General features: G+C 64.2%; 16 protein-coding genes. 3 read left to right on the forward strand and 13 right to left on the reverse strand.

The features are described from left to right. Nucleotides 1-37 precede the first annotated feature (37 nt). Complete coding sequence (locus tag AC1DLO_RS01765) at nt 38-901, reverse strand: SDR family oxidoreductase (protein ID WP_476888589.1); 864 nt, start codon at nt 899-901, stop codon at nt 38-40. Next, nucleotides 898-1890, reverse strand: a complete 993-nt coding sequence (locus AC1DLO_RS01770; protein ID WP_476888590.1) for a helix-turn-helix transcriptional regulator — start codon at nt 1888-1890, stop codon at nt 898-900. The genes AC1DLO_RS01765 and AC1DLO_RS01770 overlap by 4 nt, the downstream gene beginning before the upstream one ends. A gap of 118 nt (nt 1891-2008) precedes the next feature. Between AC1DLO_RS01770 and AC1DLO_RS01775 the strand changes: the two genes are divergently transcribed. Then, complete coding sequence (locus AC1DLO_RS01775) at nt 2009-2773, forward strand: VTT domain-containing protein (protein WP_184737475.1); 765 nt, start codon at nt 2009-2011, stop codon at nt 2771-2773. A gap of 68 nt (nt 2774-2841) precedes the next feature. Here AC1DLO_RS01775 and rdgB read toward each other — a convergent pair whose 3' ends face one another. The 6 genes from rdgB to clpS form a co-directional block, all read right to left on the reverse strand. After that, nucleotides 2842-3492: an RdgB/HAM1 family non-canonical purine NTP pyrophosphatase gene (gene rdgB, locus AC1DLO_RS01780; protein WP_395893791.1), complete on the reverse strand. Its 651-nt coding sequence runs from the start codon at nt 3490-3492 to the stop codon at nt 2842-2844. Next, nucleotides 3489-4247 carry a ribonuclease PH gene (gene rph, locus AC1DLO_RS01785; RefSeq protein ID WP_221451250.1) on the reverse strand — a complete coding sequence of 253 codons (759 nt, stop codon included), beginning with the start codon at nt 4245-4247 and terminating at the stop codon, nt 3489-3491. Before rph ends, rdgB begins: the two co-directional genes overlap by 4 nt. A gap of 56 nt (nt 4248-4303) precedes the next feature. Further along, entirely contained in the window at nt 4304-5101 is a 798-nt protein-coding gene (locus tag AC1DLO_RS01790) for an MBL fold metallo-hydrolase (protein ID WP_184737180.1), read from the reverse strand. After that, the gene (gene murI / locus AC1DLO_RS01795; RefSeq protein WP_260404804.1) at nt 5098-6168 is read right to left on the reverse strand and encodes a glutamate racemase; all 1071 of its coding nucleotides are present in this window, start codon (nt 6166-6168) and stop codon (nt 5098-5100) included. The genes AC1DLO_RS01790 and murI overlap by 4 nt, the downstream gene beginning before the upstream one ends. A 105-nt stretch (nt 6169-6273) precedes the next feature. After that, entirely contained in the window at nt 6274-6840 is a 567-nt protein-coding gene (locus tag AC1DLO_RS01800; protein WP_184737176.1) for a DUF2017 domain-containing protein, read from the reverse strand. Beyond that, complete coding sequence (gene clpS, locus AC1DLO_RS01805) at nt 6833-7219, reverse strand: ATP-dependent Clp protease adapter ClpS (protein WP_476888591.1); 387 nt, start codon at nt 7217-7219, stop codon at nt 6833-6835. Before clpS ends, AC1DLO_RS01800 begins: the two co-directional genes overlap by 8 nt. Nucleotides 7220-7350: 131 nt before the next feature. Between clpS and AC1DLO_RS01810 the strand changes: the two genes are divergently transcribed. Beyond that, nucleotides 7351-8679, forward strand: coding sequence for a nicotinate phosphoribosyltransferase (locus AC1DLO_RS01810; protein ID WP_311770512.1), 1329 nt, complete (start codon nt 7351-7353; stop codon nt 8677-8679). After that, on the forward strand, nt 8680-9306 hold the full coding sequence (locus AC1DLO_RS01815; RefSeq protein ID WP_184737172.1) for an isochorismatase family protein: 627 nt from the start codon (nt 8680-8682) through the stop codon (nt 9304-9306). It abuts the gene before it with no gap. Between the two features lie 58 nt (nt 9307-9364). Here the strand turns inward: AC1DLO_RS01815 and AC1DLO_RS01820 are convergent, their stop codons facing one another. The 5 genes from AC1DLO_RS01820 to AC1DLO_RS01840 form a co-directional block, all read right to left on the reverse strand. Continuing rightward, the gene (locus AC1DLO_RS01820) at nt 9365-11143 is read right to left on the reverse strand and encodes a DEAD/DEAH box helicase (protein ID WP_184737170.1); all 1779 of its coding nucleotides are present in this window, start codon (nt 11141-11143) and stop codon (nt 9365-9367) included. 271 nt (nt 11144-11414) lie between these two features. Then, complete coding sequence (locus AC1DLO_RS01825; RefSeq protein WP_184737168.1) at nt 11415-11756, reverse strand: DUF3039 domain-containing protein; 342 nt, start codon at nt 11754-11756, stop codon at nt 11415-11417. Nucleotides 11757-11793: 37 nt separating this feature from the next. After that, entirely contained in the window at nt 11794-12576 is a 783-nt protein-coding gene (gene nagB, locus AC1DLO_RS01830) for a glucosamine-6-phosphate deaminase (protein WP_476888592.1), read from the reverse strand. A gap of 94 nt (nt 12577-12670) precedes the next feature. Continuing rightward, on the reverse strand, nt 12671-14242 hold the full coding sequence (locus AC1DLO_RS01835; protein ID WP_476888593.1) for an ABC transporter permease family protein: 1572 nt from the start codon (nt 14240-14242) through the stop codon (nt 12671-12673). Further along, nucleotides 14224-15015 carry an ABC transporter ATP-binding protein gene (locus AC1DLO_RS01840; protein ID WP_476888594.1) on the reverse strand — a complete coding sequence of 264 codons (792 nt, stop codon included), beginning with the start codon at nt 15013-15015 and terminating at the stop codon, nt 14224-14226. Before AC1DLO_RS01840 ends, AC1DLO_RS01835 begins: the two co-directional genes overlap by 19 nt. Nucleotides 15016-15142: the final 127 nt, after the last annotated feature.

Consider the following 15142-nt stretch of genomic DNA (forward strand, 5'->3'; position numbering starts at 1 on the left):
GGCGACCGGCGCTCGACGTTTCGATGTCATGGCGTTCCTAAGCGTCATCGTGGGCGAGGCTGCTGGAGAGTTGGCGGTGGGCGTTGGCTTGGTCCTGGAGTTCCTTGGCTCGGGAGTCGAAGAGTCCGACGGCGTCTGCGCCGGCGGCGAAGCGCAGCGGCGGCTCGTCCAGTTCGGCGAGGTGGATCAGGGCGTCGGCGAGCTTGGCCGGGTCTCCGCCCTGCAGGCCGTTCATGCCCTTCCAGGCCGTGACGGTCTGTTCGGTGCGTTCGGCGTAGTCGGCAATAGTGGATTCCGCGTAGCTCGTGGATTCCAGGGTAAGCAACTCCGTGCGGAAGAATCCCGGTTCGACGAGCATGGTGCGGATCCCGAAGGGTGCGATTTCCGGGGCCAGGGATTCCGCCCAGCCCTCGATGCCGAACTTGGACGCGGCGTAGGCGGTCAGGAACTCCCCGCCTGCGATGCCGGCGGTTGAGGAGATCGTGACGACCAGGCCCGAGTGCTGGGCCCGCAGGACCGGCAGGGCCGCGCGGGTGACGTTCATGGGGCCGAACATGGTGGTTTCGATTTGTGCCCGGAAGTCCTCGGGGGTGATTTCCTCGAAGAACCCGGCGTAGAAGTTGCCGGCGTTGTTGACGAGCACGTCGATCCGGCCAAAGCGGGCGACGGCGGCCTGCACGGCCGCTTCCGCGGCGGCGGGGTCGGTGACATCCAGTTTCACGGTCAGCAGGTCCTCGTTCTCGCCGACGGCCCGGGCGACTTTTTCCGGGGTGCGGCCGGTGGCGACGACCGCGTGGCCGGCAGCCAGGGCCGCCTTCGCAATGTCGGTCCCCATACCGCGGCCCGCTCCGGTGATGAACCAGACCTTCTTGCCGGACAGGCTTTTCTTGTGCTCACTCACAGTTCTGTCTTTCCTGGGTTGGGTGTTCGTGGCCGCGCGTGGGAGCGCACGCCAAGGACGGTGATTCCACCGGCTGGATCGCCGGCGGTGGTTGTTTCGGGAGGCGTTGCCGCCCAGCTGGCGAGGAACGCCAGCGCGTTTTCGGACGCGGAGGCGGGCTCCGCAGTAAAGGTGAACAAGGTCTGACCCTCATCGCCGGGAAGGTCCAGCGTCTCGAACTGCAAGGACAGGTCCCCGGCGACAGGGTGGTGGAAGCGCTTGGTTCCCGTGGTGTGGATCCGCACGTCGTGCCCGGCCCACAGTGCGGCGAACAGCCCGCTGCGCGTGGTCAGCTCCCCGACCAGCTCGTTCAACGCCCGGTCATCGGGGTTCCGCCCCGCCTCCAGGCGCAGCATCGCGACGGTTGTCGCCGCGATCGCGCGCCAGTCAGGGTAGAAGTCACCCGCGCCCGGATCGAGGAAGAGGTAGCGCGCCTGGTTCGGCAGCCGGGCCGACGTGTCCGAAGCCGGCGACGAGACGGAGTCGAACTGTGCGGCTGAGTTGAATACAGGCGCGTACAGCGCCCTGCCCAACACGTTTGCGGCCAGCACGTCCGAACGTCCGTTCTGGACGATGGCGACCGCTCCGGTCATCCCGTCCAGCAGACGCAGGACCCCCGGACGGACCCGTTGCTGCGGTGGCCGGCGCGGGCCCTGGCGAGACGGTGAATTGGCCGCTCGCGCCAGGTCCATCAGGTGTGCCCGCTCGGCCTCGTCCAACTGAAGGGCCGATGACACGGCCTCGAGCACAGCGTCCGAGACGCCGCGGACACTGCCGCGTTCCAGACGGGTGTAGTAGTCCGCGCTCACTCCGGCGAGATGCGCCACTTCCTCACGGCGCAGGCCCGGCACTCGGCGGAGGTCCCCGTATGTGGGGATGCCGGCCTGTTCCGGGCTGATCTTCGCCCGACGCGAGATGAGGAATTCACGGATTTCGTCTCTTCTGTCCACATCCACCACGCTACGTACTCCGGACTGCCAGTGGCAGTGTCTAGCAGACACCCCCGGCGGTTGCGGCAAAGGCCCGACGGCGGTCGTCCCGTACCCTTGAAGAGTGACCCTTTCTGCGATGAACGACTTTGCCGTATCCACTTTGGGGGGCGCAGGACCGGTGCAGCCGCACATGTCCGCGCTCCTCCCCGACTGGCTGAACCCCCAGATCTTCCTGGCCGACCCCGCCTTGGCGCCTTGGGTGGTCCTGCTCGTGTGCGGCATCGTGTTCGCAGAGACGGGACTTCTGGTCGGGTTCTTCCTGCCTGGCGACTCGATGCTCTTCACCGCAGGACTGCTCGTCGCCACGGATACCATCAAGTTCAATATCTGGGCACTTGCCGCCCTGATCATCGTCTCGGCAATCATCGGCAACCAGAGTGGCTACCTCATTGGATCCAAGGCCGGTCCGGCGATCTTCAACAAGCCAGACTCCAAGTTGTTCAAGCGCGAAAACGTCGAGAGCGCCCACGCCTTCTTCGAGAAGCACGGTGGTAAGGCCCTGATCCTGGCCCGCTTCGTACCTATCATCCGCACCTTCGTCCCGGTGATCGTCGGCGTCGCTCAAATGGACAAGCGCAAGTTCTTCATTTTCAACGTCATCGGGGCCGTGCTCTGGGGCGGCGGCGTCACGCTCCTCGGCTACCTGCTCGGCGATAAAGTTCCGTGGGTCCGGGACAACCTCGACATTATCTTCGTGGTCATCGTCCTTATCTCGGTGGTCCCCGTGGCCGTCGAGGTCATCCGCGGCTTGCTGGCCAAGCGCAAGGCCACTGACCGCAGCGCGAACCCCGCCGAAGAGTTCGTCGACGGACGCGAAGCCGGAAAGCACGGCGAGCGCTAAGCCCACTGGCTAAAGAAGAAGGCACCCCGCAGTTCGCTAGCGGGGTGCCTCTCTCGTTAACTCGTACGCTAGCGCAAAGCGTCCACGATGGCTGGAAGCAGCGCCCGGAACGCCTTGCCGCGATGGCTGATGGCGTTCTTCTCCTCGGAACTCAGCTCGGCGCAGCTGCGGTCCAAACCCTGGGGCTGCAGCACGGGGTCATAACCGAATCCGCCCCCACCGCGGGGTTCACGCAGGAGAGTGCCTTCCAGCTGGCCGTATTCGACCACCTCCCGCCCGTCGCCGCCGACGGCGTCCGGTACAGCGAGCGCCGCAGCGCAAACAAACGCCGCTCCACGGTGTGCGTCGGGGACATCGGATAATTGCGCCAGCAGAAGCTGGAGATTGGCGGCGTCGTCACCGTGCCGGCCGGACCACCGGGCCGAGAAGATGCCTGGGGCTCCGCCCAACACGTCCACGGCTAGCCCCGAATCATCGGCAATCGCCACGAGTCCCGTGGCTTCAGCCACGGCCCGCGCCTTGAGCAGGGAGTTCTCGGCAAAGGTTACTCCGGTCTCGGCAACATCGGGGGCTCCAGCCGCAGCCGCATCAATCACTTGCGTATCGACGTCGAGTCCTGGCACTTGCCCCCTCAGGAGCTCCCTGAGCTCCCGCAATTTGCCTTTATTGTGGGTGGCGAGAACCAGCCGCGGCGCCGCTGCGGTCACTGCCTCGCTCACGGGGCCTCGGCCAGGGTCTCGCGCTGGATCGCGGCCAGCTCGCCCGTGCCAAGGAGGGCAAGGTCCAGCAAAGCATTCAGTTCATCGCGGTCGAAGGGGGCCCCTTCGGCGGTGCCCTGGACCTCCACAAACTTGCCCGAGCCCGTGACCACCACGTTCATGTCGGTTTCGGCGCGCACGTCCTCGACGTAGGGCAAGTCCAGCATGGGGATACCATCAATGATCCCCACGGAAACGGCAGCAATGGTGTCGATCAGGGGCTGCGCGTTCTTGGCGATCATCTTGTTCTCCCGTGCGAAGCGGATCGCTTCGGCAAGGGCCACGTATGCTCCGGTGATCGCTGCCGTGCGGGTGCCACCGTCGGCCTGCAGGACGTCACAGTCGAGCACGATCGTGTTCTCGCCGAGGGCCTTGGTATCGATGATGGAACGCAACGAGCGGCCGATCAGGCGCGAAATCTCGTGCGTGCGTCCGCCGATCCTTCCCTTGACCGACTCGCGGTCGGAACGGGTGTTCGTGGCTCGCGGCAGCATAGCGTATTCGGCCGTGACCCAGCCACGGCCCTCCCCCTTGAGCCAGCGGGGAACGCCCTCGGTCAGGGAAGCCGTGCACAGCACCCGGGTATTGCCGAATTCGATCAGGGCAGAGCCTTCGGCTTGCTTCGACCAGCCGCGGGTGATGCTGATGGGACGGAGCTGATCAGGCGTGCGGCCGTCGGCACGGATGACAGGGACAGATGTGGCTTCGGAAGTCATAGTGCAAGCTTAGCGATCCCCCAGCCTCCGCTGGACTGCGCAGTCGGACTGCGGGTTCAGACGGTGTAGTGAACCCCGGCAACCGCGACGGCGACATCGCCGGCGAACTCGGGCCGCGCCTCTGCCATGACCTTGGTCTGCGATGTCCACACGGGGATGTGGGTCAGGAGGAGGCGTCGAGCTCCGGCGGCCGTGGCTGCTTGTCCCGCGCGCTTGCCGGTCAGATGCACATCCTTGATGTCGTCGTCGCGTCCTTCTTCGAAGGCTGCCTCGCACAGGAAGAGGTCCGCGTTACGGGCGGCATCCTCAAGGCCCTGGCACGAGTCGGTGTCCCCCGAGTACGTCAGAATCCTGGTGACAGGACTTCCTTCTTTGTCCGGCTCTGTGACCTCCACGCGTAAGGCGTAGGCCTCTTCCACCGGGTGGTTCACGGCGTACGGCGTCACGGTGAACGGTCCAAGCTGCACGGATTGGCGTTCGTTCCAGTTGCTGAAGTCGAATTCCTCGTGCATTCCGGGGACCAGTTCCAGCCCGTAGGCGGTGGCCATGCGGTCCGCCGTCGCGGCGGGCCCCCAGACGGGGATCCTGTCCCGTCCCCAACCGCCTGGCTTCCACCGGACGGCCACGTGCAGTCCGCACAGGTCCATGCAGTGGTCCGGGTGCAAATGGGTTAGGAAGATGGCGTCGATGTCCTCGAGGTCCGTGTACCGCTGGATGGCCCCGAGGGCACCACTGCCGAGGTCCATGACGATCTTCCACTGGCGTTCGCCGTCGTGCGCAGTCAGTAGGTAGCACGATGCCGGAGAACCCGGCCCGGGAAAGGAACCTGTGCAGCCAACAATGGTCAGTTTCACTGGATGCGGCCCCCGCGGGCCGCGCCGAATTCATTCACTGTGAAGCCTGCAGGGTCAACGAAGTTGGAGGTCCTCGCATGGTGCCCTCCCGCGCGGGCGGCCTCCAGCATTTCCGGGGTGATGCGCGCGAGGCTTCCTGTCGGGTACTGCGCGGCCACATGGTCCACGTGGCGCACGGACAGGACCTCCGGTCCGAGGAAGCGGCGCGCCAGGGTTTCGAACTGGACAGCGTCGCCGGTCGCCATGAAGTCGTGCCGGGGCAGGCCGGCGTCGGTCCGTTGGATCCCGTGGGTGGCCAGGGCGCGATACACGTCTTTGGCGGTCTCCTCGGCGCTGGATACAAGGGTGACGGCCTCCCCCATGACGTAGGAGATCACTCCCGTGAGCAGCGGATAGTGCGTGCAACCCAACACCACGGTGTCCACATCGGCATCCCTGAGCGGTTCCAGGTACTCGTGGGCTGCGGCGAGGAGCTCAGGACCGGTGGTGATGCCGGCTTCCACGAAGCTCACGAATTCCGGACAGGCCACCGAGGTGATATTTAGGTCCGGGGCGGCGGCAAAAGTGTCCTCGTAAGCCCGGGAACCCACCGTGGCCGATGTCCCGATCACTCCGATCCGGCCAGATCGCGTAGCGGACACGGCCCGGCGGACCGCGGGTTGGATGACCTCGATGACTGGAATCCCATAGCGGGCCGTGTACCGTTCCCGGGCATCGCGCAAAACTGCGGCCGAAGCTGAGTTGCAGGCGATCGTCAGCAGCTTGACGCCTGAGTCCACCAGCTCGTCCATGACGCCGAGGGCATTCGCCCGGACTTCGGCGATTGGAAGGGGCCCGTACGGTCCGTTGGCAGTGTCCCCCACATAGATGATGGACTCATTCGGCAGTTGGTCGATGATGGACCGTGCCACGGTGAGTCCGCCGACTCCCGAATCGAAGACACCTATGGGGCGCGATCCCAGCAAAGTGTTGACTGCGTTGGTGTTCAGTGTTTCGGGCTTGCGCTGGGATGCCGGCGCCGATGCGGCGCTCTCCCCACCCGATTCCGTATCCGATGCTGAGTTCATGATTCTTAGAGAATAAGCCACTGCATGTGTCGCAGCCATGACTTGTGGCGGGGGCCTCGTGTCTGTTTTGTCACACGGAAGGCCGCTGGCACCTCTAAATCCATCTCAGGTTTTCCGGTCCATCGATGCCATCATGGCCTGCACCAGCGATTCCTGGAGCCACGTGGTGAAGTTGTATACGAGCGCCAGATAGCTCTCAACGTCTTCGGCTTGGGACCAGTCCTGCATGGCGTGGACATGGTCCGCATCGGCCTCATCGCGGATATCGAGGCGCTCGGCCAGCACCAGGCGGACGTCGTTGAGCGCCATGGACCAGAGCTTCGCCTCCTCGGGCGTGAGCACGAGTTCGTTGCGGTCCAGGCCCATCGCGGCGGCCCGAAGCGCACCGATTTTTCCTTCCCGCAGCGAGCGCTCGGTGAGCTGGCGGAACTCGAGGGACGCGGCGTCGTCGTTCTTCATGACGTTTGGCAGCAACCTCAGCAAGGCGCGATCGGACGGTTCCTTGACGTTCATGTCCAGGCCGATCAGGGCAGTCAGCGGGTCTTCATCGCGGGAAAGCTCCGGTTCCAGCATGGAGATGACATCATCCAGAAGCCCACGCAGGAGTTCGCGCTCGGCGGGCTCAAGGTAGCCTGTGATGCCTTTGAGTCCGTATTTGAAAGCCTTAGCCACGTGCGCCGCCCTTGCGTCCCCGGCCGTCGCCGCTACCGCTTGCCTTTTCAACCGTTGCCCACAAACCGTAGCCGTGCATGGCAACCGCATGCTGCTCCACTTGTTCCTTGCCACCGTAGGCCACGATTGAACGGCCCTTCCTGTGGACTTCGAGCATGAGTTTGTTGGACTTGGCCTCGGAATAGCCGAAGTAGCTCTGGAAGACATAGCTCACATAGCTCATGAGGTTAACGGGATCGTTCCAGATCACCAGGTTCCAGGGGATGTCAGCAGCGCTGAGGAGGTCGGTGGACTGCTGCTCCGCGGTGTCCGTCCGTTCCTCTCCCTTGAGGCCTGCGTCTGTGACGGCTGCAGTGCCGGGGGCAACGGTAGTGGTCATCTGTCCATTCTAAGGCGATCGATGGGCCACGCCGGAGCGAGACCTGGGAGCCGGTGGGTGGGCCCACGCCGGCGAGGGGCCCGGGTCGAGCGGAGCGAGACCTGGGAGCCGGTGGGGACTAGAGTGAATTCGTGAGTAGATCCGTCGCCTGGGACCACCCCCGCACGTCGTTGTACACCGATCACTATGAGCTGACAATGCTGGAAGCTGCCCTCCATTCCGGGGCGGCGCACCGGCGCTCGGTCTTCGAAGCCTTCGCCCGCCGCTTGCCAGATGGCCGCCGCTACGGCATCGTCGCCGGCACCGGCCGGCTGCTCGAGGGAATTAAGGACTTCCGTTTCGGCGACGCCGAGCTCGCCTTCCTGGACCGGCACGAAGTGGTGGACAGGCAAACCCTGGACTTCCTCGCCGACTACCGGTTCTCCGGGGACATCTGGGGCTATCCGGAGGGCGAAGCATACTTTCCCGGCTCCCCCATCCTGATCGTCGAATCCACGTTCGCCGAAGCGTGCATCCTGGAAACCTACATCCTGTCCGTGCTCAACCACGACACCGCCATAGCTTCGGCTGCCTCCCGCATGACCAGCGCCGCCGGGAACCGGCCCTGCATCGAGATGGGCTCTCGGCGCACCCAAGAGGAATCGGCGACGGCGGCTGCGCGCGCCGCGGTCATCGCCGGTTTTGGCAGCACCTCCAATCTTGAGGCCGGCCGCCGCTACGGCATCAAAACCGTGGGCACGGCGGCCCACTCGTTCACGCTCCTGCACGATACCGAGCGCGAGGCCTTCGAAGCGCAGATCTCCGCCTTCGGACCAGGAACAACGCTCCTGGTAGACACCTACGACGTCGAGACCGGGGTTCGAACCGCCGTCGAACTCGCAGGTGACAAGCTCGGAGCGGTCCGTCTCGATTCCGGAGACCTGGTTGCCCAGGCACAATGGGTTCGCGAACTTCTGGACAATCTCGGCAACGTCAACACCAGGATCGTGGTCACCTCAGACCTCGATGAATACGCCATCGCCGCACTGCAATCGGCCCCGGTGGATGTGTACGGCGTAGGCACCTCCCTGGTCACCGGATCGGGCGCGCCGACGGCCAGCATGGTCTACAAGCTGGTCAGCCGGACCAACGATGCCGGCGAATTCGTTTCCGTCGCAAAGGTAGCCAAAAACAAGGCCAGCGTGGGCGGCCGCAAGTACGCCCTCCGCAAGCTTGACCAACACGGCATCGCAACCCAGGAGATTGTGGGCATCGGACACCGGCCGGAAGACGACGGGAACGATCGCCCGCTGCTCCAGCAGTTCGTCAAGAACGGCGAGCTGCTCCCCGGGTGGACAGGACACGAAGGCGTGGTCCGGGCCCAGGACCGCCATACTGCCACCATGGCTGAACTCCCGCCAGTAGTCCGGAGGCTGCAGCGCGGCGAACCGGCAATCCCCACCGTCTACGAGGAGGACTGAATGTCCCGTGCCCTGATCATCGTCGACGTCCAGAACGACTTCTGCGAGGGCGGGTCGCTCGCTGTGGAAGGTGGCGCCGCTACGGCAGCCGCCATCAGCGAATATCTTGACTCCAATCACCAGCACTTCGACCACATCGTGGCCACGCAGGACTGGCATGTGGATCCCGGAAGCCATTTTTCGGACACGCCGGACCTCGTGGACAGTTGGCCCCCGCATTGCCGTGCCGGCAGCAGAGGCGCCGAGCTCCACCCGGACCTGGATGCCGAGTACATCCAGGCATACTTCCGCAAGGGCCAGTACACCGCGGCCTACTCGGGGTTCGAGGGAGTCCTGGCACCCGAAGACGAAGTGCCCACGGGCGAGCTCGCACCCGGCGCCGCCCCCTCCGTCGAGCTGGACGAAGATGCACTAGGCCTCGATGACTGGCTGCAGAGCCACGGGGTGGAAGAAGTGGTGGTGGTGGGAATAGCCACGGACTATTGCGTCAAGGCCACCGCTTTGGACGCCGTCCAGGCTGGCTACTCCGTGACGGTAATCGGAGAACTCACCGCTGGAATCGCGGAAGATCTAGGCGAGACCTACGCAGAGCTGGAAGAGAACGGCGTCGAGCTCAGCGAGGGCTGAACCGCCGGAGCACGCTCAGAACCCACAGCCCCGAGTCCGCCTGGGCAGCCAAGCGGTTCTACTTTCGCCCGATGAACCAATCCTGAAGCTTGCGCAGCCGCGACTGCAATTGCTCTTCGTTCGCCTGCGCGACGGCCGGCCCGCCGCACACCTCGCGCAACTTGTTGTGGACGACGCCGTGCGGGGTGCCTGTCCTGGCAGACCAAGCCGCCACGTTCTTGGCAAGCTCGTTGCGCAGATCCATCAGCATGCGGTGGTCCGGCACCGCAGGTGACGCGGCAGCAGCCAACGGCGATTGGCGCTTCTTCCGCGACTGCTGATCGTGCTGCCGCTGCCGGAGCAAAGTGCCCACCTGTTCGGCGTCGAGCAAGCCGGGAATTCCGAGGAAATCAAGCTCGTCCTCGGAACCGATGTCTGCTCCCGTACCGAACTCGCCGCCGTCGAACAGCACCCGGTCAAAGGACGCCTGGGAATCGAGGGCTTCGAATTTGCCCTTTTCCAGGGAGTCCGAAGCTTTCTCCTCGCGGTTGGCCTCGGCCATCAAGTTCTCTTCGGGGTTGAAGAGACCATCCGGATCCTCCTTCTCGGGCCGATCCAGGGCATGGTCCCGCTCGGCCTCCATGGAGTTGGCGAGGGCCATGAGGGGCGGCACGGAGGGCAAGAACACCGATGCGGTTTCACCTCGTTTGCGTGCACGAACGAAGCGGCCCACCGCTTGGGCGAAGAACAGCGGCGTGGACGTTGACGTCGCGTAGACGCCGACCGAAAGCCGCGGGACGTCGACGCCTTCAGACACCATGCGGACGGCAACCATCCAGCGCTTGTCGCTGGCGGTGAACTCCTCGATCTTGTGCGAAGCCTTGGAATCGTCCGACAAAATCACCGTGGGCGACTGACCCGTGATCTTCTTGAGCTGGCCGGCGTACGCGCGGGCGTCGTCGTGGTCCGTTGCAATCACCAAGCCACCGGCGTCGGGCACGGTACGGCGCACCTCGCTGAGGCGCTTGTCGGCGGCCGCAAGAACCGCTGGGATCCATTCGCCAGTAGCGTTCAGCGCCGTCCGCCAGGCTTGGGAGGTGATGTCCTTAGTCACGGCGGCTTCGCCGAGGGAGGCCGCCATTTCGTCGCCGGCGCTCGTACGCCATCGCATCTGGCCCGAATACGCCATGAACAACACGGGGCGCACGACATGGTCCCGCAAGGCGTTGCCGTAGCCGTAGGTGTAGTCCGCCTTCGAGCGGCGGATGCCGTCGCGGTCTTCGGCATATTCGACGAAAGGAATGGGCGAAGTATCGGAGCGGAACGGCGTACCCGTGAGGGCCAGGCGCCTCGCCGCGGGATCGAAGGCTTCCCGCAATCCGTCACCCCAGGACAATGCCTCTCCGCCGTGGTGGATTTCGTCCAGAATGACCAGCGTGCGGGCGGCCTCGGTCTTGGCGCGATGGAGCATCGGCTTACTGGCCACTTGCGCATAGGTCACCGCGACGCCCACAAAGCCCCTTCCGTGCTGGCCGTCGGAATTCTTGAAGTTCGGGTCAATGGCAATGCCCACCCTGGCAGCGGCGTCAGCCCACTGGCGCTTCAAGTGGTCTGTGGGAGCCACGATCGTCACGCGGTTGACGGTTCCGTTGTCAATGAGCGTCGAAGCGATCCGCAGAGCGAAAGTGGTCTTACCAGCGCCCGGGGTTGCCACTGCGAGGAAATCGCGCGGGTTGGTGTTCAGATACAGGTCCAGGGCTTCCTGCTGCCAGGCGCGCAGTTTCGGGGCGGTTCCCCAGGCTGCGCGTTCCGGATACGCAGGCGGCAGCGCCGGGCCGCCGAAGAGTGTTTCAGTCACGCAGATTCCACCTGCTTGGTGCCAGCCTGACTCGCGGCATTCAATCTGCCCGACTCGCCACCAAGCGCAGCTCGATGCAGGCCGCTGCGCGAGGCGGCGACGATTCCAAGCAAGGCCGCTGCAGCCAGCGAAACCCAAATAACCACAAAAACACCAATCTTTTCCGGATCCGCCGGATCACGCAGGGCAGCAAGCAGGCAGGAGAAGGCACTCCCCCGCCTGCTACTAGGAAATATCCAATTACTAGGGATTGCTTACTGCTGGGACTTAGCTACTTGGAGCCGCCGGGGCCGCTGCCCTTGTCTCCGCCGTCGTTACCAGGGCGGAGTCCATCGTAGATTTCTTTGCATTCCGGGCAGATCGGGAACTTCTGCGGGTCCCTGCCGGGAGTCCATACTTTGCCGCACAGCGCAATCACGGGCTCGCCTGTGATGGCGGACTCCATGATCTTTTCCTTGCGGACATAGTGGGAAAAACGTTCCCGGTCACCGGGCTCCACTTCCTGGCGCACTTCCTCGCGCTCAATGGTTGCAGTGGAAGTTCCGGCTCCGGAAAGCTCGCGCATGGGATCGTTTTCGAATGGGTCCGGAGGCAGCGTCGTCATGCCATCCATCTTAGCCGCTGTAGCTTCCGCGCCGGATGCACGGCGATCAGATGCTCTGCCACTTCGGCTTGTTGTCGTAAGTGTGGCGGTAGTAGTCGGCAAGCTTGAGCGAGGAAGCGGCCGCTTCATCAATCAGGATGGTGGCGTGCTGGTGCATCTGCAGCACCGATGCAGCACAGATGGCTGCGACGGGGCCCTCCACAAAGTCCCGGACGGACTGGGCTTTCTGCGCGCCTGTAGCAATCAGGACAACATGCCGGGCATCCATGATGGTTCCTAGCCCCTGCGTGACCACGTGGTGCGGGACGTCGTCGATGCTCTTGAAAAAGCGGGCGTTGTCCTTGCGAGTCTGCTCGATCAGCGTCTTGATCCGGGTCCGCGAGGCGAGCGACGAGCCGGGCTCGTTGAACCCGATGTGGCCGTCGGTCCCCACGCCGAGAATCTGCAGGTCAACGCCGCCGAGTGCCCGCATGGAGTCCTCATACGCCTGGCAGGCCGCAGGAAGGTCCGCTGCGGTACCGTCCGGACTGTGGACATTGGCGGGGTCGATGTTGACCCTGTCCGTGAATTCGCGGCGGATGACTTCACGGTACGATTCCGGATGCCCAGGCCCGAGCCCTACGTATTCGTCCAAGGCAAAGGCGTGTGCCTGGCTGAAGTCGAGGCCCCTTTCCTGGTAGCGGCGCGCAAGCTCGTCGTAGACAGGGAGCGGGGACGATCCGGTGGCCAGGCCAAGGACAGCGTTCGGCTTTCGACGAAGCAGCGACTCGATGGCATCGGCGGCAAGCGCCCCGATCTGCTTGCTTCCCGGAAGGATGACAACTTCCATGGTCCACGACCTTTCTAGCTGAGATTCCCGGATCGACTGGTTCGACGTTCAGGTTATCCCATGTCCCATATCTTGTCATTGTTGTTCAAAGTAATCAACGGTTGATGCTGAGCTGAGCGAAGAGCTCCGGCCCGCGCCGATCAAGCCATCGACCGCCGATCCGGACCCCCGTCGCGAAGAGAACAGCCCCAAGAAGCGTGCCGATTGCCAAATTGATCCACCCCCATGACGGATCGCCCGTGACGGACTGGACAACCACGAGGGTGAGTTCCGGAAGGAGCAGGACAAACAGGACCGCCATTCCTCCGAACTGGACGGCCAGCGTCTGGGCAACGTTGCCCGGCGGCTTCTTGAACGGGCTGTCACCGGGCAACGGCACGCTTGATGTGTACCGCGCCGAGACGATGGATGACAAGCCCAGTCCCGTCAGCAGCACGCCCAAGGAAAGCCCAAGAATACCGGGCAGCCAGCCCCAATCTGCCGTCAGGAAAAAGGGCCCGACAGCGAAGATCAGGACTACGGGGAGCGCGAACGCCAGGCAAGCGAGGGCCCGGCCAAGCCGGTCGTGGATGCCGCGAACCCCGGTGGCCAGATGCAGGGCAAACGCGGTGTTGTCGTAGGAAACATCGGCGGCAATGGACCAGGAGAGGACAAAAGCAGTGAGGGGCCCGAGGATCATCAGCATGGAGTAGCCTCCGGACTGCCCGGACTGGAACAGGAAGATCACGGGCAACAAGGGCACCACAATCAGCGCGGCTGCATAGCGCGGATCACGGTGCCAGTAGGTCAGTGAGCGTGCCGCCACAGCACCGGTAGGGGTTGCCGGCAGAAGTCCGAACAAGCCAAGTTTTCCGCCACGTTTTCCTGATCCGCCGGAGTATGGCGGAGTGACCAGCGCCCGCCTGAGCAGTGCATTCCAACATGCAAACAACGCGAGGAGAGTGGCTAAAGAGATGAGCGCCTTAAGGAGAGCGGCCCCGACGTTTCCCGACGCCAGATCCCCGCCAAGAGCCCACGGCGCTCCGAGCGGAGTCCAAGAGACCGTCCGGGCGAGTTCGGGGAGATAGCCGGTGGAACTGGACACTCCCCCTACTACGCCAGCCACAATCGGCCCCATCAGCACAAGCGGCACAAAGACCACGATGCTGCTCGCATCCTTGAAGCGACGGGAGGCAGCAAGGCTGGCTGTCGCGGTCGTCACCACTTTCGACAGCACCACACAGCTGAGTACGCCCAGCACGGCGCCCACCAGGGCACCGGCCACGGCAGGCACACTGCGCCACCACGTTGCCGCCGTGAACAACGCCACCGCCAGGGTGGACAAGCCCGGAAGCCCGATGAAACCGGCGAGTGCAAGGCCAGCCAGCAGTTGGCGCATGGGAATCGCCGACGTCGTGAAGCGGGAAGGGTCAAGTGTCATGTCCGCCGCCGAAGCCACAAGCGGCACCACCGCCCAGCCCAGGGTCGCAGCGGCGCCGCCGAGGACGACGGCGGTGTGGGCGGTCTCGATGTCGGCCCACCGCAAGGCAACAAGGACGACCATGAGGGTCGCCACGACTCCCAAAGCGTAAAGCCCACCGATCGCAATGCCCACGATCTGCCCCGGACTACGCCGGAAACCGTTCAGCAGGAGCCGCCACTTCAGGCTCAGAAGGTGCGCAACCATTCCAGGCCCCCCGTCCGGTTTCCGCCGCCCACCAACTGCACAAAGCGGTCCTCAAGCGTGGCGCCACCGCGGACTTCATCCACGGTTCCGGCAGCCAGGACCCTGCCCGCCGCTACCACGGCCACGTGGTCGCACATGCGCTGAACCAGGTCCATGACGTGGCTTGAGACGATGACGGTTCCTCCAGAGGACACATAATTGTCCAGGATTCCCCTGATGTTGGCTGCTGAAATCGGATCCACCGATTCAAAGGGCTCGTCAAGCACCAAGAGCCTTGGCGCATGGATGAGCGCCGAGGCCAACGCAATTTTCTTTGTCATGCCTGCGGAATAGTCCACCACGAGGGTGCCCGCGTCGCCGCTGAGATCCAATGCCTCAAGCAGTTCGCCAACCCTCTGTGCGACGACTTCCCTGTCCATCCCACGAAGCAAGCCGGCATACGTGACCAACTGTTCGCCGGTCAATCTGTCGAAGAGCCTCACACCGTCAGGCAATATCCCCATCAGCTTCTTGGCTTGCAGGGGCTTCGCCCATACGTCGACGCCGTGAATGAAGGCAGTACCAAAATCCGGCCTCAGAAGCCCTGTTGCCATGGACAACGTGGTCGTCTTGCCCGCGCCGTTGGGCCCGACCACCCCGTAGAACGAGCCAGCGGGCACGTCCAGGCTGATGCCGTCGACGGCAATCTTTCCGCCGAAGCGTTTGGCCAGTCCACGAAGCGCAAGTGCAGGCACCGGGACAGTGGGAGAGGAATCGGGAAGCTGGACACTCATGCAGCCAGCCTAGTCCCGGCGAGGCTCCCGGGGGTCGTCCCTGAGGGGGAACTCCGGACCGTCCTTCCGGAGCTGCCTCATCCCAAAGGACTAGATCTCCAAAGACTAGATCTCCAAAGACTGGGCC

This window comes from Arthrobacter sp. 01T419 (assembly GCF_056398865.1).

Excerpts from the sequence above, each read along its gene's own strand:
- AC1DLO_RS01775 (WP_184737475.1), top strand. The coding sequence starts at position 2,009 with ATGAACGACTTTGCCGTATCCACTTTGGGGGGCGCAGGACCGGTGCAG.
- rph (WP_221451250.1), bottom strand. The coding sequence starts at position 4,247 with ATGACTTCCGAAGCCACATCTGTCCCTGTCATCCGTGCCGACGGCCGC.
- murI (WP_260404804.1), bottom strand. The coding sequence starts at position 6,168 with ATGAACTCAGCATCGGATACGGAATCGGGTGGGGAGAGCGCCGCATCG.
- clpS (WP_476888591.1), bottom strand. The coding sequence starts at position 7,219 with ATGACCACTACCGTTGCCCCCGGCACTGCAGCCGTCACAGACGCAGGC.
- AC1DLO_RS01815 (WP_184737172.1), top strand. The coding sequence starts at position 8,680 with ATGTCCCGTGCCCTGATCATCGTCGACGTCCAGAACGACTTCTGCGAG.
- AC1DLO_RS01825 (WP_184737168.1), bottom strand. The coding sequence starts at position 11,756 with ATGGATGGCATGACGACGCTGCCTCCGGACCCATTCGAAAACGATCCC.
- nagB (WP_476888592.1), bottom strand. The coding sequence starts at position 12,576 with ATGGAAGTTGTCATCCTTCCGGGAAGCAAGCAGATCGGGGCGCTTGCC.
- AC1DLO_RS01835 (WP_476888593.1), bottom strand. The coding sequence starts at position 14,242 with ATGGTTGCGCACCTTCTGAGCCTGAAGTGGCGGCTCCTGCTGAACGGT.
- AC1DLO_RS01840 (WP_476888594.1), bottom strand. The coding sequence starts at position 15,015 with ATGAGTGTCCAGCTTCCCGATTCCTCTCCCACTGTCCCGGTGCCTGCA.